Origin of the sequence: Aeromicrobium sp. WCS2018Hpa-31, assembly GCF_031843905.1 — a bacterium.
GTDB lineage: Bacteria > Actinomycetota > Actinomycetes > Propionibacteriales > Nocardioidaceae > Aeromicrobium.
Window position 1 is genome coordinate 113,877 of record NZ_JAVTJF010000010.1, and the last position, 20,243, is coordinate 134,119.

Annotated in this window: 17 protein-coding genes; 10 read left to right on the forward strand and 7 right to left on the reverse strand. The window is 72.9% G+C overall.

Annotation, left to right across the window (positions count from 1 at the left end):
* Positions 1 to 4 precede the first annotated feature (4 nt).
* Positions 5 to 652 (forward strand): dihydrofolate reductase family protein, encoded by a 648-nt coding sequence (locus tag RQG84_RS14160; protein ID WP_311210515.1) that lies wholly within the window; start codon positions 5 to 7, stop codon positions 650 to 652.
* Between the two features lies 1 nt (position 653).
* On the opposite strand, the gene RQG84_RS14165 is transcribed toward RQG84_RS14160, so the two are convergent.
* From RQG84_RS14165 to RQG84_RS14180, 4 genes are read right to left on the reverse strand one after another with little or no spacing between them, the layout of a single operon-like run.
* Positions 654 to 1,193 carry a hypothetical protein gene (locus RQG84_RS14165; protein ID WP_311210516.1) on the reverse strand — a complete coding sequence of 180 codons (540 nt, stop codon included), beginning with the start codon at positions 1,191 to 1,193 and terminating at the stop codon, positions 654 to 656.
* Positions 1,194 to 1,251: 58 nt separating this feature from the next.
* Positions 1,252 to 1,623, reverse strand: coding sequence for a DUF2256 and DUF3253 domain-containing protein (locus tag RQG84_RS14170; protein WP_311210517.1), 372 nt, complete (start codon positions 1,621 to 1,623; stop codon positions 1,252 to 1,254).
* Positions 1,624 to 1,660: 37 nt separating this feature from the next.
* Complete coding sequence (locus RQG84_RS14175; protein WP_311210518.1) at positions 1,661 to 2,416, reverse strand: hypothetical protein; 756 nt, start codon at positions 2,414 to 2,416, stop codon at positions 1,661 to 1,663.
* Positions 2,413 to 2,955, reverse strand: coding sequence for a DUF6318 family protein (locus RQG84_RS14180; RefSeq protein WP_311210519.1), 543 nt, complete (start codon positions 2,953 to 2,955; stop codon positions 2,413 to 2,415). Before RQG84_RS14180 ends, RQG84_RS14175 begins: the two co-directional genes overlap by 4 nt.
* 279 nt (positions 2,956 to 3,234) lie before the next feature.
* Between RQG84_RS14180 and recC the strand changes: the two genes are divergently transcribed.
* From recC to RQG84_RS14205, 5 genes are all read left to right on the forward strand, one after another.
* Positions 3,235 to 6,609 (forward strand): exodeoxyribonuclease V subunit gamma, encoded by a 3,375-nt coding sequence (gene recC, locus RQG84_RS14185; protein WP_311210520.1) that lies wholly within the window; start codon positions 3,235 to 3,237, stop codon positions 6,607 to 6,609.
* Positions 6,609 to 9,968 (forward strand): UvrD-helicase domain-containing protein, encoded by a 3,360-nt coding sequence (locus RQG84_RS14190; RefSeq protein ID WP_311210521.1) that lies wholly within the window; start codon positions 6,609 to 6,611, stop codon positions 9,966 to 9,968. Before recC ends, RQG84_RS14190 begins: the two co-directional genes overlap by 1 nt.
* A complete protein-coding gene (gene recD / locus RQG84_RS14195; protein WP_311210522.1) occupies positions 9,965 to 11,770 on the forward strand; it encodes an exodeoxyribonuclease V subunit alpha in 1,806 nt (601 codons plus the stop codon). Before RQG84_RS14190 ends, recD begins: the two co-directional genes overlap by 4 nt.
* Before the next feature lie 75 nt (positions 11,771 to 11,845).
* Positions 11,846 to 12,658, forward strand: coding sequence for an NERD domain-containing protein (locus RQG84_RS14200; protein ID WP_311210523.1), 813 nt, complete (start codon positions 11,846 to 11,848; stop codon positions 12,656 to 12,658).
* A gap of 78 nt (positions 12,659 to 12,736) precedes the next feature.
* Entirely contained in the window at positions 12,737 to 13,426 is a 690-nt protein-coding gene (locus RQG84_RS14205; protein ID WP_311210524.1) for a hypothetical protein, read from the forward strand.
* A gap of 126 nt (positions 13,427 to 13,552) precedes the next feature.
* Here the strand turns inward: RQG84_RS14205 and RQG84_RS14210 are convergent, their stop codons facing one another.
* Positions 13,553 to 14,278 carry a hypothetical protein gene (locus tag RQG84_RS14210; RefSeq protein WP_311210525.1) on the reverse strand — a complete coding sequence of 242 codons (726 nt, stop codon included), beginning with the start codon at positions 14,276 to 14,278 and terminating at the stop codon, positions 13,553 to 13,555.
* A 186-nt stretch (positions 14,279 to 14,464) separates the two neighbouring features.
* On the opposite strand from RQG84_RS14210, the gene RQG84_RS14215 reads away from it, so the two are divergent.
* The 3 genes from RQG84_RS14215 to RQG84_RS14225 all read left to right on the forward strand — a co-directional run bounded on the left by RQG84_RS14215 (position 14,465) and on the right by RQG84_RS14225 (position 17,858).
* Entirely contained in the window at positions 14,465 to 14,890 is a 426-nt protein-coding gene (locus RQG84_RS14215) for an organic hydroperoxide resistance protein (protein WP_311210526.1), read from the forward strand.
* 113 nt (positions 14,891 to 15,003) lie between these two features.
* A complete protein-coding gene (locus RQG84_RS14220; protein WP_311210527.1) occupies positions 15,004 to 16,020 on the forward strand; it encodes an FhaA domain-containing protein in 1,017 nt (338 codons plus the stop codon).
* Positions 16,021 to 16,031: 11 nt separating this feature from the next.
* The gene (locus RQG84_RS14225; RefSeq protein WP_311210528.1) at positions 16,032 to 17,858 is read left to right on the forward strand and encodes a serine/threonine-protein kinase; all 1,827 of its coding nucleotides are present in this window, start codon (positions 16,032 to 16,034) and stop codon (positions 17,856 to 17,858) included.
* A gap of 11 nt (positions 17,859 to 17,869) precedes the next feature.
* Here RQG84_RS14225 and RQG84_RS14230 read toward each other — a convergent pair whose 3' ends face one another.
* Entirely contained in the window at positions 17,870 to 18,844 is a 975-nt protein-coding gene (locus tag RQG84_RS14230; protein WP_311210529.1) for a glycoside hydrolase family 6 protein, read from the reverse strand.
* A 93-nt stretch (positions 18,845 to 18,937) separates the two neighbouring features.
* Positions 18,938 to 19,396, reverse strand: coding sequence for an aminoacyl-tRNA deacylase (locus RQG84_RS14235; RefSeq protein WP_056554407.1), 459 nt, complete (start codon positions 19,394 to 19,396; stop codon positions 18,938 to 18,940).
* 37 nt (positions 19,397 to 19,433) lie between these two features.
* On the opposite strand from RQG84_RS14235, the gene bluB reads away from it, so the two are divergent.
* Positions 19,434 to 20,105 (forward strand): 5,6-dimethylbenzimidazole synthase, encoded by a 672-nt coding sequence (gene bluB / locus RQG84_RS14240; RefSeq protein WP_311210530.1) that lies wholly within the window; start codon positions 19,434 to 19,436, stop codon positions 20,103 to 20,105.
* Positions 20,106 to 20,243: the final 138 nt, after the last annotated feature.

The window sequence follows — 20,243 nt, forward strand, 5'->3', positions numbered from 1 at the left end:
TGTGATGACCCGCGTCCGCATCCACAACCTCTCCGTCTCTCTCGATGGGTACGCCGCGGGGGAGCCGCAGTCGCTCGAGACGCCGATGGGGCACGCCGGGCAGCAGTTGCACACGTGGATGTTCGCCACCCGGTTCGGCACCGCGATGATGGGCGGCGATACCGGCAGCTCGGGGATCGACGACGCCTTCGCGCAGCAGCACGAGCACGGTTTTGGCGCGGAGATCATGGGAGCCAACAAGTTCGGGCCGCCCGGCTGGCAGGACGACGCGGACTGGCGTGGGTGGTGGGGCGACAACCCGCCCTTCCACACGCCGGTCTACGTGCTCACGCACCGACCGCGTGCCTCGATCGAGATGGACGGCGGGACCACGTTCCACTTCGTCGACGCGTCCGCTGCGAAGGCGCTCGATCTCGCGAAGGAGGCGGCCGGTGACCTCGACGTCAGGATCGGTGGCGGTGCCGACGTGGTCCGGCAGTTCCTCGCCGCGCGACTCGTCGACCACATGCACGTGGTGCAGGTGCCAATCGTGCTCGGCCGCGGCGCGCACCTGTGGAGCGGTCTCGAGGGACTCGAGGACGACTACGACGTCGAGGTCGTGGCGTCGCCGAGCGGCGTCACGCACCTGACCTTCGAGAAGAAGACGCTCTGAGCTAGTCGCAGTTGTCGCAGATGCCCGTCGCCGGCAGCGCCATGAAGCAGGTGGGACAGATCTTCGCGGGCCGGTCCTCCGGCTTCACGGCACGCTTGACGGTGGTGGTCGATCCGGACGCTGCGCGCGTCGTGCGGACGCGGGCCGGTCGGGGAGTGCCGCCGTCGGCGGGCAGATCGGTGGCGAGGGCCTGGTAGCAGAGCAGGCGGTCCTCGGCAGCGCGCTGCTCGACGTCCTTCACGACGTCGCCGGTCGCCGCCAGCACGGCGCGACCGTAGACGTCGCCCACCGTGCCGTCGCGCTGGACGGCGAGCGATGTGAGCGGCGGGTCGCCGGCGCGGGCTGCCGCGAGGGCGGTGATCTCCATGAGGTCACCAAGCCAGGTGCGGCGCGACGTCGGGCTCTCGACGCGCGTGCGCTTGAGTACCTCGTCGGCGAGGTCGGAGACGGTGATCACGGCGCCGTAGCGCGACGCGGTCTCGCGCAGGACGTCGAGTGCTACGGGGGTCCACCGGGCGAACTGGGGGAGGATCTTGGCCACGTCTGCCGACGTTAGACGATCGGTCCTGACGGACCGCCGGCCGGTGCCGACGAGATGACTAGCTGCGCGCCTTCCGTACCCGGATAGGCCCCTTCGCGGTCGACGGATTGACGACGTGACCGCCCTGCGTGATCTCGACCCTGCCCTCATCGACCAGTCGGCGCGCAGCGCGTCGGGCCGGTTCCATGAGGTCGCGCCAGCCGTCGGGATCGACCTGCTTCGCGGCCTCGGACGGGCAGATCGTCGAGGTGACCGCCCGCTGGTCGAGCAGCCCGATGATCGCGTCCTGCAGCGCCTGGTCGGTCTTGGTCACCCCGCGCTTGCGGCAGGCGGTGGAGCAGTAGCGCACCTGGTCCCAGTCGCGCTCCCACTTCCTGCGCCACTCGATGGTCCGTCCGCAGGAGGCGCAGGTCTTCGGTTCGGGTGGCACCGTCCTAGTCTCCGTCGACCGGGACGGTCTCGCCCGTTCAGCGGGCGACGAGGACGGGGGCGGCCTCCTCGACCTCGAGAGACGTGGACTCGCCGGTCGCGGTCAGGGTCTGGCCGAGGGGAGTCCAGGCGCCGCCGTCGACCCGGTATCGGACCGAGTAGGTGGTGTCGACGCGCGGCCGGACCTCGTCGGCCACACGGCGGTAGGTGTGAGTGACGTCCTTGGCCGGGTAGGGACGGCCGGGCCTGGTGGTGGACTTCGAGGTTCCGTCGCCCGGGTGCCAGGTGTAGCGCGTCGGAGTGGCTTCGACGTCGATGTCGAAGCCCAGCAGCGTCACGCTCTCGCGCAGCGTCCGCGGGTCGGTGTGGAAGATCGTCGGGACGTTCACGAGGGTCCGCCCGCCCGGCTGCACCTGGATCTGCAGCGACGGCATCGGGATCTCGCTGACGGCGCGGCGGATGTCGCCCTCGGTGACTTGAGGGGCGGTGGCGGGTTGGGCGTCGGTGGCGGTGATGCCGCGCGCTCCACAGCGAAAGGTTGGCTCGTAGCGACGGGCGTCATCAGAACGGCCGGCGGCTTGATTTCGGAAGAAGCATGCCGAGTCACGACGAGGCTTACTTGCGCGCAAGTCGCGGGACCCTCCGAAACGAGCAGCCTTCTCCCTCGCGAGAGATTTGTCGGTGTCCCGCAGCACCAGACGATCACCACGGCCTTCTGCCTCCGGGTCGGCCACCGCGGGGAATGGAAACGTCATAGCAAACAGGAAGACCGAGGAACTCACGAAGAACTTCACGACGGCTCCTCGAGCAGAATGAAGAGCATCCTCCAACGGCCCTCTTCGAATTTGACCGTGTAGGTCACTCGGCTCGTCTCCTTCTTGCTCTTGGTCGTCTCGCCGCTGGCAGTCCGCCGGAACTGTCCTGCTGCGGCTTCGGCGTTTACGGTCACGTCGAAGGTTGAATCGTTGAGCCGAGAAACGTCGAGCGGAGGAAGCAGCCTCCGCTCCCCGCCCTTGAACGCCCCTCCGTTGGCATACGTCTCTTCATAGAGGTCGATGAAGCGCGTGCATCCGCTGCAGTCCGATGCTGAGATTCGCTGAAGTGGTTCCACATCACCGGTCAGCGCGGCGTAGTCAGAGGTCTCAATCCAGTGAGCGGTGAATGAGGCAGCGCCCTCTTGCGTCGCATCCTTCGCCTGGCTGGGCAGAGAGGGAGGAACGCGTGAAGTCGATGTAGCGGCGGTCGGGTCGGGCTCGAGGACTTCCGGCTGGCCTGAGCAGGCGGAGGCGAGGAGAAGGGCCGCGGTGGCGGCGGTTCTGGTGATGACTGACAACGTGGATCCCCCGATCTGACGGTCCGAACCTAGCGAAATCGCTCGGGGACGTGAAGACCGTTGTCCCCAGCTCCGGTGGAGCATCCGAGGTAGGTGGCGCGCGTTATTTCCGGACGAGCGGTAGGTCTGCCGCGGATACGAGGCCGGTAAGCGCGGCTCACCTACCTCCGGGGCCTGGGTTCCGCGGGCTTCCTACCGCGACGCCCCGTTCCGCGGGCCACCTACCTCTTGGGGGACGGGTGGGAGCGGGGTGTCCGGGTGGGCGGCTAGGTTCGAGGCGTGGCCTTGACGATCCATCGCGCGGAGCGAGCCGACGTGCTCGCAAGTGGGTTGGCGCGGCTGCTCGCGGAGCCGCCCGCGGACCCGTTCGAGCGCGACGTGGTCGTGGTGGCCGCCAACGGAGTGGAGCGCTGGCTCGCCCAGACCATCAGTCACTCGCTCGGGGCCAGTGACGGGCGCGACGACGGGATCTGCGCCGGCGTGGAGTTCGTCCGCCCGATGCACCTGCTGTCCGAACTCACCGAGAAGGACCGCGACGACCCGTGGGCCAGCGGTCGGCTCGCCTGGACCGTGCTCGACGTCCTCGACGCGCACCTCGACGAGCCGTGGCTCGAGATCGTCTCCCGCCACGTCGGGCGGGGCATGGCGCCCGCCGACGAAGCCTTGCGCCGCAGCCGGCGCTACCCGACAGCACGTCGGGTCGCGTCGTTCCTGCACGGCTACGCGGTCCAGCGTCCGTGGATGGTGCAGGCGTGGGGCGCGGGCGACGATGTCGACGGGCTCGGTGCACCGTTGCGCCCCGAGAGCCGCTGGCAGGCGGAGGTGTGGCGGCGCGTCGCCGCCAGGCTCGACGGCCATCCCTCGCCTGACCGGCGCCTGGCCGACACCGCAGCCCGCCTGCGCGACGGCAGCCTCGACCCCGACCTGCCGCAGCGGCTCTCGTTCTTCGGCCACACTCGCATGCCGCACGCCGAGCTCGACGTCGTCGACGCGCTCGCCCAGGTGCGCGACGTGCACCTCTGGCTCCCGCACCCCTCGCGCGCCCGCTGGGACGCCGTCGCCGCCACCGCCGGCCGTACCCACGACGGTCACGCGCCCCGGCGCGACGAGGTCGAGACGCTCGAGACCGGCAGCACCTTCCTCACCGCCTGCGCACGCGACGTGAGCGAGCTGCAGCACGCCCTGCTCGCCCTGCCTGGCGACGCGGACGTCGAGCACCTGCCCGAGCCCGACCGCCCCACCACCCTGCTCGGTGCACTCCAGCGTGACCTCGCCGCCGACCACGACGGACCCACCGACGAGCACACCGACGGGGGAGTGCGCACCCTCGACCCGCTCGACCGCTCCGTCCAGGTGCACGCCTGCCACGGACCGGCTCGCCAGGTCGACGTGCTGCGCGAGGTGGTCGTCGGCCTGCTCGCCGACGACCCCACCCTCGAGCCGCGCGACGTGCTCGTCATGTGCCCCGACGTCGAGACCTTCGCCCCGCTCGTCGAGGCCGCCTTCGGGCTCGACGACGTGGCCGGCGTCGACCACCCGGGCCACCGCCTGCGGGTGCGGCTCGCCGACCGCGCCACTGGTGCCGTGAACCCCGTGGCCGAGGTGCTCCAGCGCGTCGTCGACATCGCCGCCGCCCGCCGCACCACCGCCACCGAGGTGCGCGACCTGCTCGGCCTCGCACCGGTGCGCCGGCGCTTCGGTCTCAGCGACGACGACCTCGAGCAGGTCGACACCTGGACCGCCCAGACCGCCATCCGCTGGGGCGTCGACGCCGACGCCCGCGGCGCCTGGAACCTCGCCGGCCTCGCCCAGAACACCTGGCGCTCCGGGCTCGACCGACTCGCCCTCGGTGTGGCCACCGACGGTCAGCGGTACGACGGGCAGCCCGGCAACCGGCTCGGCGGCGTGCTTCCGCTCGACGACCTCGGCAGCACCGCCGTCGACCTCGTCGGACGCCTCGACGAGGCCGTCGCCCGGCTCGGCTCCGTCCTCGCCGACGCCGAGCCGCAGCCCATCGCCGACTGGTCCGACCTGCTCGCCCGCGCCGTGCACATGCTCACCGACGTTCCCCCGCGCGACGCCTGGCAGAAGGAGCAGGTGCTGCGCATCCTCGCCGAGCTCGCCGCACCGGCTGGCGGTGCAGCCGAGGCGGGAGGCGAGGACGGAACAGGTGGCACGCTCACCGTCGTCGAGGTCGGGGCCTTCCTGGCCGACGCGTTCGCGCCCCGCCCCACCCGCACGAGCTTCCGCACCGGCTCGCTGACCGTGTGCACGATGGTGCCCATGCGCTCGGTGCCCCACCGGGTCGTCTGCCTGCTGGGCGTCGACGCCGATGCTTTCCCGCGCACCCCCACGCCGCTCGGCGACGACGTGCTCGCCCGCACCCCGCTCGTCGGCGAGCGCGACGCCGCCGGTGAGGACCGCCAGCTCTTCCTCGACGCCGTGCTCTCGGCCACCGAGCACCTGGTCATCACCTACACCGGCGCCAGCGAGCACACCGGCCGCCCGCTCCCGCCCGCCACACCGGTCGGCGAGCTCCTCGACCAGCTCGACCGGACCGTCCCGGGCGCCGACGTCCGCGACCACGTGACCGTCCACCACCCCCTGCAGTCGTTCGACGTGCGGTCCTTCACGCCCGGCGCCCTGCTGCCCGGCACGGCGTTCAGCTTCGACGCCGCCGCCTACGCCGGTGCCCGCGCCACCACCCGTGAGCCAGAGCCGCCAGCGCTCTTCCTGCCCGAGAGCCTGCCCGAGCAGCGCGCCGACGTGGTCATTCTCGACCAGCTGCGCGAGCTCGTGCGACACCCCGTCAAGGCCTTCGTCACCGGGCGGCTCGACGTCCGCCTGCCCTACGAGGACGACCCGGTCGACGACGCGATCCCGCTCGACGTCGGCCACCTCGAGCAGTGGGGCGTCAGCCGTCGGGTGCTCGAGGCCGTGCTGGCCGGCGCCCCGGGCGAGGAGGCCGAGGCCGACGAGCTGCGTCGCGGCCTGCTCCCTCCCGGACCGCTCGCCGCCTCCACACTGCAGAAGAGCCGCAGGCTCGTGGGCGACCTCTTCGCCTTCGCCGCACCGCTTCGCAATGAGGCCGCCCACAGCGTCGACGTCGACATCGAGCTGGCCGACGGACGTCGCGTGGTCGGCACCGTCGCCGACGTGCACCCCGCGCACGCGCTGAGGGTCACGCCCTCGGCCGTGCAGGGTCGCCAGCTGGTCGAGGCCTGGGTCGACGTGCTCGCGCTCGCCGCCGCAGGCCAGGGGCTGCCGATGCACCTCGTCGGTCGGGTGTCGGCCGGACGCGGCAAGGCACCAGGCGTCGCCACCATCGCCCCGCCCACCGACGACGAGGCGCGCGCGATCCTCGCCGAGGTCCTCGACCTCCACACCCTCGGGACGAAGCGCCCGCTGCCCCTCCCGGTCAAGACGTCCCAGGCCTACGCCTCCGGCATCCGACGTGGCAAGCCGCAGATCGCCGAGGTCTTCGCCGAGCGCGAGTGGGTCGGCAGCCGCGACATCCCCGGTGAGGACGCCGACGCCTACCACCGGCTCGTCTACGGCCCCGGGCTGCCGTTCTCCGCGCTCGTCACGCGCGGGCTCGACCAGCACGCCGTCACCCTCTGGACGCCGCTGCTCGACCGGTTGGACGGTGCCTGATGAGCGAGCGCCCCCCTGCCGTCGTCGACGTCGCCGAGTTCGACATCACCGACCCGCTGCCCACCGGCACCACGCTGCTCGAGGCCAGCGCCGGCACCGGCAAGACCTGGGCCATCGCCGCGCTCGTCACCCGACTGGTCGCCGACGGCCACGCCGAGCTCGACGACCTCCTGGTCGTCACCTTCGGCCGAGCCGCGAGCGCCGAGCTGAAGGACCGCGTGCGCGAGCGCCTCGTGGAAGCCGACACCACGCTCACCACGGGCAGCGCGCCCGAGTCCGACGCGCTCCTGACCCTCCTGCTCGACGCACCCGAGGCCGAGCGCGCCCAGCGCCGACGTCGGCTCCGGCGCGCCGTCGCACGCTTCGACGAGGCCACCATCACCACCACTCACGGCTTCTGCCACGCCGTGCTCCGCAGCCTCGGTACCACCGGCGACGTCGAGCCCGGGTCGGCGCTCATCGAGGACGACACCGAGATCGTCGACCAGGTCGTGGCGGACCTCTACCTGCGCGCCGTCGGCATGGGCGCCACACCGCCGTTCGACCACGCCGAGGCCGGGCAGCTCGGTCGTCGCGCCGTGGAGGACCCGTCCGCCCACCTCCTGCCCACCGACGCACCGCAGGGCTCGCCGCCCGACCTGCGTCGGCGGTTCGCCGGTGCCGTCCGCGACGAGTCGGCCCGACGTCGGCTCGCCGCCCGCACCCTGTCCTACGACGACCTGCTGCAGCGACTCGCCGAGGCCCTGGAGCCCGAGGCGTCACCCGCCCGCACCGTCATGCGCGACCGCTGGCGGTTCGTGCTCGTCGACGAGTTCCAGGACACCGATCCGGTGCAGTGGCAGATCCTGGAGCGGGCCTTCCTCGGCCACGCCACGATGGTGCTCGTCGGCGACCCCAAGCAGGCCATCTACGGGTTCCGCGGCGGCGACGTCGACACCTACCTGCGCGCCGCCGCCCAGGCCGACACCCGCCGCACCCTCGTCGAGAACCACCGCAGCGACGCGCCGCTCGTGGCCGCCGTCGACACCGTGCTGCGCGGAGCAGCGCTGGGCGACCCCGAGATCCTCGTGCGTCCCGCCCGCGCTGCGCTCAGCGGCTCACGCCTGCACGACCCCGAGCACGAGGCGCCGTTCCGGCTCCGTGCCCTGCTGCGCAGCGACGCCCAGCACGAGTCCGACGCGCCCCTCAAGATCGGCGCCGTGCGCCCGCGGGTCGCCGCCGACGTGGCCGGCGACATCGCCGCCCTCCTGCGCAGCGGCGCCACCTACGACCACGGGACGGGTCCGGTCCCGCTCACCGCCGGCGACGTCGCGATCCTCGTCGAGCGTCACCTCGAGGCCGACCTGCTGCACGAGGCCCTCGCCCGACTGGGTGTGCCCGCCGTGCGCAGCGGTGGCCCCGACGTGCTGCAGAGCGACGCCGGGCTGCAGTGGGTCACGCTGCTCACGGCGTTGGAGTCCCCGCACCGCAGCGGCTACGTGCGCGCCGCGGCCCTCGGACCGTTCCTCGGCCTCACGGCCGCCGACCTCGCCACCGGGGGAGCGGACCCCGATGGCGACGGCCTCACCGACCGCGTCTCCGCCCAGCTGCGCGACCTCGCCGACCTGCAGCGCGAGCGCGGCACCGCCGGCATGGTCGAGGCGCTCACCGGCGACCCGGCGGTCGTGGAGCGGCTGCTGCGCCACGAGGGCGGCCGACGTCAGCTCACCGACCTCGAGCACGTCGGCCACGTGCTCGCCGGCGCATCTCGTGAGCACGGCCTCGGCCTCTCGGGCCTGCTGCGCTGGCTGCTCGACCGACGCTCCGAGAGCGCTCCGTCGGCCGACCGCACCCGCCGGCTAGACACCGACGCCGACGCCGTGCAGATCGTCACCACCTTCGTGAGCAAGGGGCTGCAGTACCCCGTCGTCTACGTGCCGTTCCTGTTCGACCGCTACGTCCCCACGCCCACGATGGTGCGCCTGCACGACGCCGACGGCCGCCGCTGCCTCGACGTCGGCGGTGACGGGCCCTCGTGGCGCACCCATGCCGCCCGCTCCGACACCGAGCGGGCCGGCGAGGCCCTCCGGCTGCTCTACGTCGCCATGACCCGCGCGCAGTCCCGTCTGGTCATGCACTGGGCGCCCACGTTCAACGGCAAGCACGCCGCCCTGCACCGGGCCCTGTTCCGTCCCGACCCCGACGACCCGGTCGTGCCCGACACGCAACCGGTCCCGTCCGACCACGATGCCGTCGCGCGGCTGCGCGCCTGGCAGGACCGCGGAGGTCCGGTCGTGGAGCAGATGGTCACCCAGACGCTGCCGCTCGACCCCGCACCCGCCGACGGCACCGAGCTCGTGCTCCGCCGACTCGGGCGCGAGGTCGACACCACCTGGACGCGCACCTCCTACACGTCGCTCGTGCGCCGCGACGACGGACGCTCGGTGGCCAGCGAGCCCGAGGCCGTCGGCCCCGACGACGAGGTCGACGTGGTCGCCGACGTCGGGGCCGCGCCCACGCTCGGCCCGTCGCCCTGGGCCGACCTCGTGGGAGGCGCTGCGCTCGGCACCCTCGTGCACGGGGTGCTCGAGGACGTCGACGCCGACGTCATGGCCACCAGCACCGATGCCATGGAGCGTGAGGTGCGGCTCCGGGTGGAGGAGCAGCTGGCACGCCGACCGATCGCGGTCGACGTCGAGGCGCTCGTGTCCGCCCTCGTCGGCGCGCTGCGCACACCCCTCGGCGCGCTCGCGGACGACCTGACCCTCGCCGAGTCGCTCGCCCGACGACCCTTCCGCGAGATGGACTTCGAGCTGCCGCTCGCCGGCGGCGATCGTCGCGGTCGGGTGGATCGCCCCGGCACCCTCGCCGACGTCGCCGACCTGATGGAGCAGCACCTCGCGGCTGCCGACCCGCTGCGGCCCTTCGCGGCCGAGCTGCGCGACGCGTCCCTGCGCGGCCGCACCCTGCGCGGCTACCTCACCGGGTCCATCGACCTGCTGCTGCGGCTCGACGGCGACGGCTCGCTCGTGGTCGACCACAAGACCAACCGGCTCGAGGGCCCCGACCTCACCGACGCCGGGGGAGGACTGGAGGCCTACGCCCCCGACCGTCTCGCCGGCGCGATGCTGCACACCACCTACCCGCTGCAGGCCCTGCTCTACGCCGTCGCGCAGCACCGGTTCCTGCGCTGGCGGCTGCGCGGGTACGACCCCGACGAGCACCTGGCGGGCGTCCTGTACCTCTTCGTGCGCGGCATGACCGGTCCCGACGTCCCGCGTGGCACCGACGGCGCGCCGTACGGCGTGTTCGCGTGGCGCCCGCCCACGTCGCTCGTGCTCGGGCTCAGCGACCTGCTCGACGGGAGGGTCGCACGATGAGCGAACAGCCGATCGTCGTGGGCGACGACGCGCTCGACCCGTTCGACCGCCAGGTCGTCCAGTCGTCCGACGCGGACGTCCTGACGGTGCTCAACCGCGCCGGGCTGCTCGTGGCGGCCGACGTGCACGTGGCCCGCACCGTCGGCCGTCTCGGCAGCGAGGACGACGAGGCGGTGCTGCTGGCCGTCGCCCTGGCCGTGCGCGGCGTGCGTCTGGGGTCGTCGTGCATCGAGCTCGCGCCGGTGGTGGCCGACCTCCGGGTCGAGGCGCCCGACCTGCCGTGGCCGTCCTTCGCCGACGACGTCCCCGCCTGGTGGGCGCGCATCGTGGCCAGTCCGCTGGCGACCGGCCGAGACCGGGTGCTCGTCGCGGAGGAGCCGCTGCTGCACCTCGCCCGCTACCACGCCCTCGAGGTCTCCCTCTGCGACCGGCTCGCCACCCGCCTGGCCCTGCCGGCTCCCGCCACGGACGACGAGGCGCTCGGCAGCGACCTCGACCGGTTGTTCGGTGAGCCCGGCTTCGACGAGCAGCGAGCGGCGGCCGAGCGTGCCGCACGCTCCTGGACGAGCATCCTCACCGGCGGGCCGGGCACCGGCAAGACCACCACGATCGCCCGACTGCTGGCCGCGCTCGCGGCCCAGCACGCGTCGGCCGGTCACGCCCGACCGTTGAACGTCGGCCTCGCCGCACCCACCGGCAAGGCGGCCGCCCGCATGCGCGAGGCGATCGTCGGCGCCGCCTCCGGCACCGTGTTCACGGCCGACGAACGCACCTGGCTGGAGTCGTTGCGCGCCGTCACGCTGCACCGGCTCCTCGGCGCCCGACCGGACCACCGCACCGCGTTCCGCCACCACGCGGGCCAGAAGCTGCCCTACGACGTGGTCGTCGTCGACGAGACCTCCATGGTCTCGCTGCTCATGATGGAGCGGCTGGTCCAGGCCGTGCCCCCCACCTGCCGCCTGGTGCTCGTCGGCGACTCCGAGCAGCTCGCCTCCGTCGAGGCCGGCGCGGTGCTGCGCGACGTCGTCGACGGACTGGGGGGTCCTGGTCACTCGGCCGTCACCCACCTGACGCAGGGGCACCGCTTCGACGGGGGCATCGGCGACCTGGCCGCCGCCGTGGTCGAGGGCGACGCCGACGGCGCCCTCCACGTGCTCACCGGGGGAGTCGAGGGACTGACCCTGCGCGCTCCCGACGAGATCGACGCCGTGGCGGCCGAACGACCGGCCGACCAGGCCCGCGTCGTCGCCCGGGCCGCGCTCGAGGGCGACGTCGACGGCGCCCTCGCAGCCCTGGCCGAGCACCGACTGCTGTGCGCCCACCGCGACGGCCCGTTCGGGGTGAGCCACTGGAATGAACGGCTCGAGCGCGAGGTCCGCACCTTCCCCGACCCGTCGCGACCGTGGTTCGCCGGCCGTCCCGTGCTCGTCACGCGCAACGACCCCTCGCTGCGGGTCAACAACGGCGACGTCGGGGTGGTCGTCGACGACGGACACCGGCTCGTCGTCCACCTCGACACGCAGGTCGAGGTGTCGTCGTCGCGACTGTCGTCGGTGCAGAGCGCCTACGCGAGCACCGTCCACCGCAGCCAGGGCAGCGAGTTCGAGCACGTCACCCTCGTGCTCCCCGACGAGGACTCCCTCGTGCTCACCCGCGAGCTGCTCTACACCGCGGTCACCCGCGCCCGCACCAGTCTCACCGTCGTGGCCACGCCCGAGGTCGTGCGCGCGGCCGTCGAGCGCCGCACCGCGCGCGCCAGCGGCGTCGCCCGCCGGCTGGCTGCGCTCAGGAATTCTGGGTAGTTCGTCCGTTTCCACCCGTCCGCGCCGACCTTCGGGCACCCTCGTGCTGGGAGCACGAGGACGAGGGAGCGTTCGATGGGGAAGAAGACGTCGTACCCGAAGGGTGAGTATCGCCGGCTGCTGCGAAGCTGGCTCGTGCGACACAAGCGTGTCGTGGCGGTGATGGCGCTGCTGTTCATCGCGACAGTGGTCGCCGAGTTCGCACTGCTGACCGTCTTCCCCTCGCCTGAGTACGCGCGGTACGTGATCGTCGCGTTGTTGGGCGCCATGTTCGTCGGCTTCTGCTGGGCCATCCACACGCTCTTCCTGGCGCACGAAGGTCACGCCATCCACCAGCTCCGCGGCGCGTGGGGCGAGGACAACACCGCCACCGAGCTGAAGGCGGCCCAGCGTCAAGGCTTGGTCTGGGGGCGTGTCGACGCGCTGGAGCTGGAGCGGGGCGACATCGACCACCTCGTCGTCACCCGTCGCGGCGGCGTCGTCGTGGTCGACTCCAAGTGGTGCAGCGCCCTCGACGCCGACCTGCGGCTGGCCTTTGCCGCGAGTGCGACCCGAGCCGCGAACGCAGGCAGGGGTCTGGTCAACACCGTCACGCAGCGCAGCCACGGTCGGCACAGCGCCCCGCGCAAGGCCCTGACGGTGACGCCGGTCGTGGTGGTGTGGGGTGCCGCGCAGTCGTCGGTGCGCGACGACGAGGTCGTCGACGGCGTGGCCATCGTCCGCGGATCAGGCTTCCGCACCTGGCTCGCCCGCCTCGAGGCCGAGACCATCTCGCAGAAGACCGCCACGGAGCTCGTGGCACGCATCGAGGGATTCGACGAGAACCGACGCGCGGTGGTCCGCGAGCGGGAGCGCGAGCGCCAGAGCGTCACGCCGGTGAGCACCTAGACCGTCCTCGAAGATGCAGGGTGAGGGTGTCCCTGACAGGCTGGCCGGGACCGATCAACGACCCGGGAGGACACCCCCATGAAGAAGCTCATCTACGCGACGGCCTTCGGCATCGGCTACGTGCTCGGCACCCGGGCCGGCCGTGAGCGGTACGAGCAGATCCGCCAGGCCGCCGAGAAGGTCCAGACCGACCCGCGCGTGCAGGACGCGGTCCGCAAGGCCGAGGGCATGGCGCAGGACGCGGTCACCCTGGCCCAGGACGACGAGCGCCTCGCCGACCTCGCGCACAGCGTGAAGGACTCGGCGCAGAAGGTGCGCGAGCAGGCCGTCGGCGTCGTCTCGTCGGTGCGCCAGAGCGTCGAGGACGACGACGTCGTGGGTGACGTCGTCGACACCGCCAAGGGTGCAGCGAAGGACGTCGCCGACAGCGCGAAGGCCGCGACCGACGGCGGCGGAGTGAAGGACGTCGTCGACACGGCCAAGCACGCGGCGAAGGACGTCGGCGAGAGCGTCGAGGACGCATCCGACGACGGTGCGATCGAGGACGCGGTCGGCACGGCCAAGGACGCAGCCGGCGACGCGAAGAAGGTCGCCGAGGAGTCGGCCTCGGAGGCGACGCGGAAGATCAAGGCGGCGAGCGACGAGGCACGCGGCGAGTCCGGTGGCACGGACGCCGACGGCGAGACCTGGCCCCCGCACCCAGACGAGCACATCGCCGAGCCCGAGGACGAGGTCGTCTTCACCACGGGACCCGACGACAAGAGCTGACGGCCGGCGTCGGCCCGGGTCACACGGACCTGGTCCGGCCCCCGAGCCCGAGCCCCCATCGGTGGATCCTCAACCGCAGTGCGGCTCCTGCGGTTGAGGATCCACCGATGTGGGGGAGAGCGGCGGTCAGGCGCCGAGGCGGGAGCGGACCTGCTCGAGCACGCGCGGGGGGAACTCGTGGGTGCGTCGGCAGCGCTCCACCAGGTAGAGGATCTTGTTGAGCCGGGGGCCGGGAAGCTCCACGCCGCGGGCCTCCAGGGCCGGACGGAGCACGTTGCGGTCGAAGGCACCGTCGCTGCGCTCGGGCTCGTCGCGCCACCGCGCGAACGCCTCCTTCAGCTGGGCGTGTGCCACGACCCCGTTGTCGGGCGAGATCGCCACGGCGATCGCCGCCACGAGCCAGGCGTCGTCGTGCTGCAGGGCGTCGACGTCGAGCTGCACGGTCCCGGTGCCCGATGGACGAAGCGTCGGGGGGTCGAAGTCGACGACCAGCTCCAGGGTCTGGTCGGGGAAGCGCAGCGAGATGCGCGTGCCGGGGGCGGTGAGTGACATCCGCTGGCCGGGCACCGGCGTCGACGCGTCGCCGTCGGGAGTGACGACCTCCATGACCACGCCGTTCGCTCGCTGGCCGCGGTGGAGCACCGGATGGCCGGGCCCGGACTGCACCACCACGGCGGGGTCGCTCAGGTAGGGGAGTCGGACGAGCACGTACGCCGACCCGCCGATCTCCTCGACGGCCACCGGCCGCTGGTCCGGCAACGTCATGCGTCGAGCGAGGACCAGCTTGCCGCCGGGCTCCACGACCGTGCTGCCGCCGACGTCGGGGCCGACGGACCAGGCGATGCGCAGCACGGGACGTCCTTCGCTGGGTCGATGGGTCTGGGTGGGTGAGGGGACCGGCCGAGGCGGTCGGTCGAGGACGATCATGCCAAACCCGCCGGAGGACCCCGCGTCACCGAAGCATTGTGCACGATGTAATCGTGTGCAATGATCGATGAGGCGCGAGACAGCGCCGCACCCACGACTTCAGGAGGACGTATGGACGCGATCTACACGGCAGAGGCACTCGCCACCGGCGGAGGACGCGACGGCGGTCACGTCGTCACCTCCGACGGCCAGCTCGACGTGCGCACGGCGCTGCCGAAGGCCATGGGCGGCAACGGCGAGGGCACCAACCCCGAGCAGCTGTTCGCCTCCGGCTACGCGGCCTGCTTCCACAGCGCCCTGCAGATGGTGGCCCGCCAGGCCAAGGCGGACGTGACCGACTCGAGCGTCGGCGCGAAGGTCGACATCGGCCCGAACGGCCAGGGCGGCTTCGAGCTCGCGGTGACCCTCGAGGTCGTCGTGCCCGCCCTCCCGCACGACGAGGCCCAGAAGCTGGCCGACCAGGCCCACCAGGTCTGCCCGTACTCCAACGCCACGCGCGGCAACATCGCCGTGACCGTCGTCGTCACCGACGACTGAGAGCCCGCAGGACGCACCTGTGCCGGGTGCGTCCTGCCCTGGGAACGAGCCGCGGTGGAACATGTTCCACCGCGGCTCGACTCTTGCGTGCCCCCGCGACGACGATGGCGAGCATGACCACCCTCGGCTCGCTCACCACCAACCTGTTGATCCTCGCCGCCTTCGTCGGCGTCGTCGTGGTCGCCCTGCGGGTCGCGCAGAGCATCTTCGGCACCGGCTCGAAGAAGGCCGCCGCCACCGAGGCCGCCGCCCGTCTGGTCGCCTACCCGACCGGTTCGGCCGCGGTGCTGCGCCGCCGCTTCGTGAAGGCCCTCACCAGCCAGCACGTGGTCATGCCGAGCGGTGACCGCGTGGCCTTCAGCGAGCTGGTCGTGCGGATCGCGCCCGAGGACCTCGAGCGCCTCGATCCCGACGGCGACACCGACCGGCTGGGTGACGACGCCGCCAAGCTCTACCGCACGCACGCCGAGCGCGAGGGATGGGCCGTCCCCGACCACGTCGACGTCGAGGTCGAGGTCGACCCCGGTCTGCGGTCCGGCTGGGTCCCCCCGGCCCGCGGCAGCCGCTCCGGGGCGTCCGTGCGCCGACCGCTCGAGCAGGCGCTGAGCGCCAACGGCTCCGACCGCAAGGAGCCCGACACCGGACTCGACTGGGACGTGCTGGTCGACCCGGCCCGTACGGCGTCCGACGGCCGCGCCGGTGGCTCGGCGCCGCGACCCTCCCAGCCCGCCGTCGCGAGCCAGGAGACCATGGCCTTCCCGGTCCTCGTGCCGCACGACCCCATGCCCACCGTCAACGTGGCCGGCGACCTGTTCCTGCACCGCGGTGGTGAGACGGTGCGGGTGCCCCGTGACGGCGTGACGACGCTCGGACGCCTCCCCGACTCCCCGCTGCGCCTCGACGAACCCGAGATCTCCTACCGTCACGCCGCCATCCGGCTCGACGGTGCCACCTGGCAGGTGATGGACGTGGGCAGCACGAACGGCACCACGGTCGACGGCGAACGCATCGGTGACACCTGGTCGCCGCTGCGGGACGGCGTGGTCCTCGCCCTGGCAGGCGTGCGCGTCACGGTCGGCTCGGACTCGCACGGGACCGTGGCGCTCGGTGGCGTTTCGCGGGCCACGTGACAATGGTGCCCATGGCTGATCAGCGGAGCCGTCGCCGACGGTGGACGAGCTGGTTCGTGGCGTCCGCCGAGGGGCACGCGCACGGGCACGTCCCGGTGCACGACCGCCCGCACGGGTCCAGCCACGGCCGCACGGTCCCGCGGGACGACGCCGTCACCGCCGAGGTCCCCGTCGTGGCGCCGGTGGTGCCGGCGCCGGAGGTTCCCGTGTCGTCGCCACCGTCGCCGGGCACGGACGGCCGCGACACGGTGGAGCCCCAGGTGGACGCCGGCCGCTTCACGCTCCAAGGACGTATCGGGGCGGGGAACCACGGGGTCGTCTTCCGCGCCGTCGACCGCCACCTCGGCCGCCAGGTCGCGATCAAGCGGTTCTCGCACTTCCTGGCCGACGACCCTCGCGCCATGCGTCGCATCACCCGCGAGGTCGAGACGCTGGCGCGGGTGTCGCACCCGAACGTGGTCACCGTGCACGACCTGGTGCGCATGCCCGACGGCGACGGCGAGGTGGTCCCGCACCTGGTGATGGAGCTCGTCGAGGGCACCTCGCTGCGCGACCTCCTGGCCCAGCGCGGGCCGAGCCCGAGGTCCGTGGTCGTGGTCCTGGGCGTGCTCGACGGGCTCGCGGCCTGCCACCGAGCCGGGATCCTGCACCTCGACATCAAGCCCGCCAACGTGCTGGTCACCCCCGCCGGTGGCATCAAGATCGTCGACTTCGGCATCGCGCGCGCGGCCTCCGACGCGACCGCCACCGTCGCCGGCACGCCGCACTACATGGCACCGGAGCAGTACGACGGCCGCGCGGACGAGCGCAGCGACGTCTACTCCGTCGGCTGCCTCCTGTTCGAGTGCCTGACGGGCCGGGCGCCGTTCGAGGGCGCGATGGCCACCCAGCTGATGGCGCACCGCACCCAGGCCCGGCCCGACCCGCGCGCGAGTGCCCCCTGGGTCGGCGCCTCGCTGGCGGCGGTCGTCCAGAAGGCCATGGCGATCGACCCGGCCGACCGGTACGACGGGGTCGGCTCCATGGCGGCCGCGTTGTCGGCCGCGGCCTCGGACGTCGACACCCACGCAGCGGCCCGATCCTCCGCCCAGCCCGCCGCGGTGCTGCCCACCGGCCCGGCACCGCGACCCGCCGCGGACCCTGTGGCCGAGCCGATGATCCGACCGTTGTCGCGTCCGGGTGAGCTGGGGGACCGGCGGCGTCCTCCGGAGCAGGACGCCGCGCCGGAGGCGCTCGGGCACGCCGGACCGTCGGTCACCCGCTGGACCCGTCTCGTCTCGCTGCTGCTCGGTCTCGGCGCCAGTGCCGCGGTGCTGGCCGTGGTGCCGATGGTCGCGTGGGCGAGCCTCGACCTCGCACCGTCGTCCACCCGGCCCCGCGCGATGGACGACCTCTCGGCCGACGCGTGGTGGATGATCTCGGTCGGCATCGCCCTCGTGCTCCTGGTCCTGAGGCGCAAGCGGTTCTTCCCCCGGCTCGCGGGCCCTCAGGTCGGAGCGCCGCTGCCCGACGGTCCACTCGCGCCGAGCGCTCGAGGTGGCATCGCGATGGCGTTCGGCGCGGCGGTGAAGGGCAGCCTCCCGCTGCTGCTTCCCTGGTACGTCCTCGGGCTGCTCGCCCTGCTGACGGCGAGCGGCTTCGGTGCGCCCGACGACCCCTACGCGGACGTCTGGACGACGCTGTGGGTGCTCGCGCCACTCGTCGCGGTCGTGCTCGGCGTGCGCAGCATCACGGGCATGCGGATGCGCCTGGGTGCCATCACGGTGTCGTTCCTGTGCCTGATGATCGCGGCCGGCGCGGCGGTCTACTTCGTGCTCGCCGCCACCTTCGTGGTCTGAGGGCTCGGACCTCAGCGTGCGAGCAGCCGCAGCGCGCCGGTGGCCCACCACCGGCCCGCGGTCGGGCCGCCCTGGCACGTGCCGTCGGACTCGCCCGGCCGCTTCACCCACAGGTACGCGTCGAGCCCGGACCGGTTGACGACGGCCGGAGCCCGCCCGATCCGAGCGGCCCGGGGATTGCAGAAGTCCCATGCGTCAGGAGGTGTCGTGGCACCGTTGCGGGACGTGTCGAGGACGTAGCGCTTCCCGGTCACGCCGCGCTTGCGCAGGGCGGTCAGCACCTGGGAGGCGTACGCGGCCTCGTCCTTCGTCGGTCGGAAGTTCGACACGTTGACGGCGAACCCGCGCGCGGTCCGGACGCCGGAGGAGACGAGGCGGTCGGCCATCACGTCGGGGGACTGCCAGCTGCTGTGCCCGGCGTCGAGGTACACCCACGCGCCGGCCGACGTCAGACTCGAGACGGCGTGGCGCAGGAGTGCGGCCCGGTCGCCCTGACCGCTGCACGCGCCCATGAGGGCGACGGCGTCGGGCTCGAGCACGACCATGGCCTTGCGACCCTTCAGGCCGGCCGCCACCTGGGTGACCCAGGCCTTGTAGCGCGCGGGGCTCAGGCCACCTGCCGAGTGCTGGCCGCAGTCGCGGCCGGGGATCGCGTAGACGGCCACGAGCGGGGTGCGCCGGGCCTTGACCGCGCGCTTCGCGTAGGCCTCGACCTTCGACCGCACGGTCGACGCGGAGTACCCGTCGGTGACCCAGAGCGCCTGGCCCCGTGAGCCGATCTTCGCGAAGCGGCTGTCCTTCGCCGCCGCCTTCGCGGCCGCGCCCGTCGGGTCCACGTAGACCGGGCGGGTGAGGCGTGGGTCGGCCTTGGCCGCGGACGCCGGAGTCCCGGCGACGAGCGTGGCCAGGACGGCGCACAGCAGCACCGCGAGCAGCCCGGACCGGGCGGTCGCGGGCAGCCTGAGACGTCGCGTGGCTCCCTCCACGGGCGAGATCCTACGGGTGGGTGACGGTCGGCGTGGTCGCTTTCGTGCACGATCCGCCGTGGGAGGCTCGCTGGGCGAAGGCACCCGCGCCGGTCAGGTCGTCGTGACCTCGGCGACCTGGGCGTCGAGGGCGGTCACGAGTGCGTCGGCGTCGACCCAGACGCTCCACCCGTGCTCGCCGGCGCCGAGGGCGATGCGCCGTCCGAGCACCGAGGCGTCGGCCACGACCGGCAGGGCGGAGGTGGTGCCGAGCGGCGTGATGGTCCCGCGTTCGTACCCGGTGGCGGCGAACGCGGCGTCGGCGTCGGGCATCCGCGCCCGGTTCACGCCGAGGGCGGTGCGCAGGAGCGGCCAGGAGATCTGTCGGTCGCCGGGCACGAGGACGAGCACGAACGCGTCGCCGTGCTGCACCACGAGCGTCTTGACGATGTCGCCGGGCGGCACACCGAGCAGGGCGGCGGCCTCCTCGAGGCTCCCGGCCGCAGGGCGCTCGACGAGCTCGACCTCCAGCCCACGGCGCTCCGCGTCGGCCAGCACCCGCTCTCGCCCCATGGGTTCATCGTGCCAGGGGCTTGCTAGCGTCGCGGCCGTGACCGAGCACGCCTATCCGGACCACGAGCGGGAGACCGTGCACCGGGTGATCGCCGAACGTCGGGACATGCGCCACTTCGCCGGGGGTGAGGTTCCTTCGGACGTGCTGGCCCGGCTGCTCGAGGCCGCGCACCGAGCCCCCAGCGTCGGGCTGATGCAGCCGTGGCGGTTCGTCCGGGTCACGGACCGCTCGTTGCGGCTGCGGCTGCACGCCCACGTCGAGACCGAGCGACGCCTCACCGCCCAGGCGATGGGGGAGCGGTCCGAGGAGTTCATGCGGCTCAAGGTCGAGGGCGTGCTGGACTGCGCGGAGCTGCTGGTGGTGGCCCTGACCGACGACCGTGACCGACACGTGTTCGGTCGACGCACGATGCCGCACATGGACCTCGCCTCCGCCTCCTGTGCGATCCAGAACCTCTGGCTGGCCGCGCGGGCCGAGGGCTACGGCATGGGCTGGGTCTCGCTGTTCGACCCGGAGGTCGTCGCCGCCGAGATCGGGATGCCCGTCGGTGCGGAGCCCATCGCGATCCTCTGCCTGGGCCCGGTCCACGCCTTCTACGACCGCCCGATGCTCGAGCAGGAGCGCTGGACGTCCCCGCGGCCCCTCGCCGCGCTGCTCGGCGAGAACCGCTGGCCCGCCGACGAGGCATCGACGCCCGTCAACCCTTGACCTGTGGTTGACCTTCGGTTCTGATGGAGGGACGCTCAGGCACCTCACCGCCCGGGCGATGGGAGAACGACCTTCTCTCGGGATGGACGACGGGGCCGGATCACTTCCCCTGGGCCGGCTCCGTCGTTCCCCTTCCGG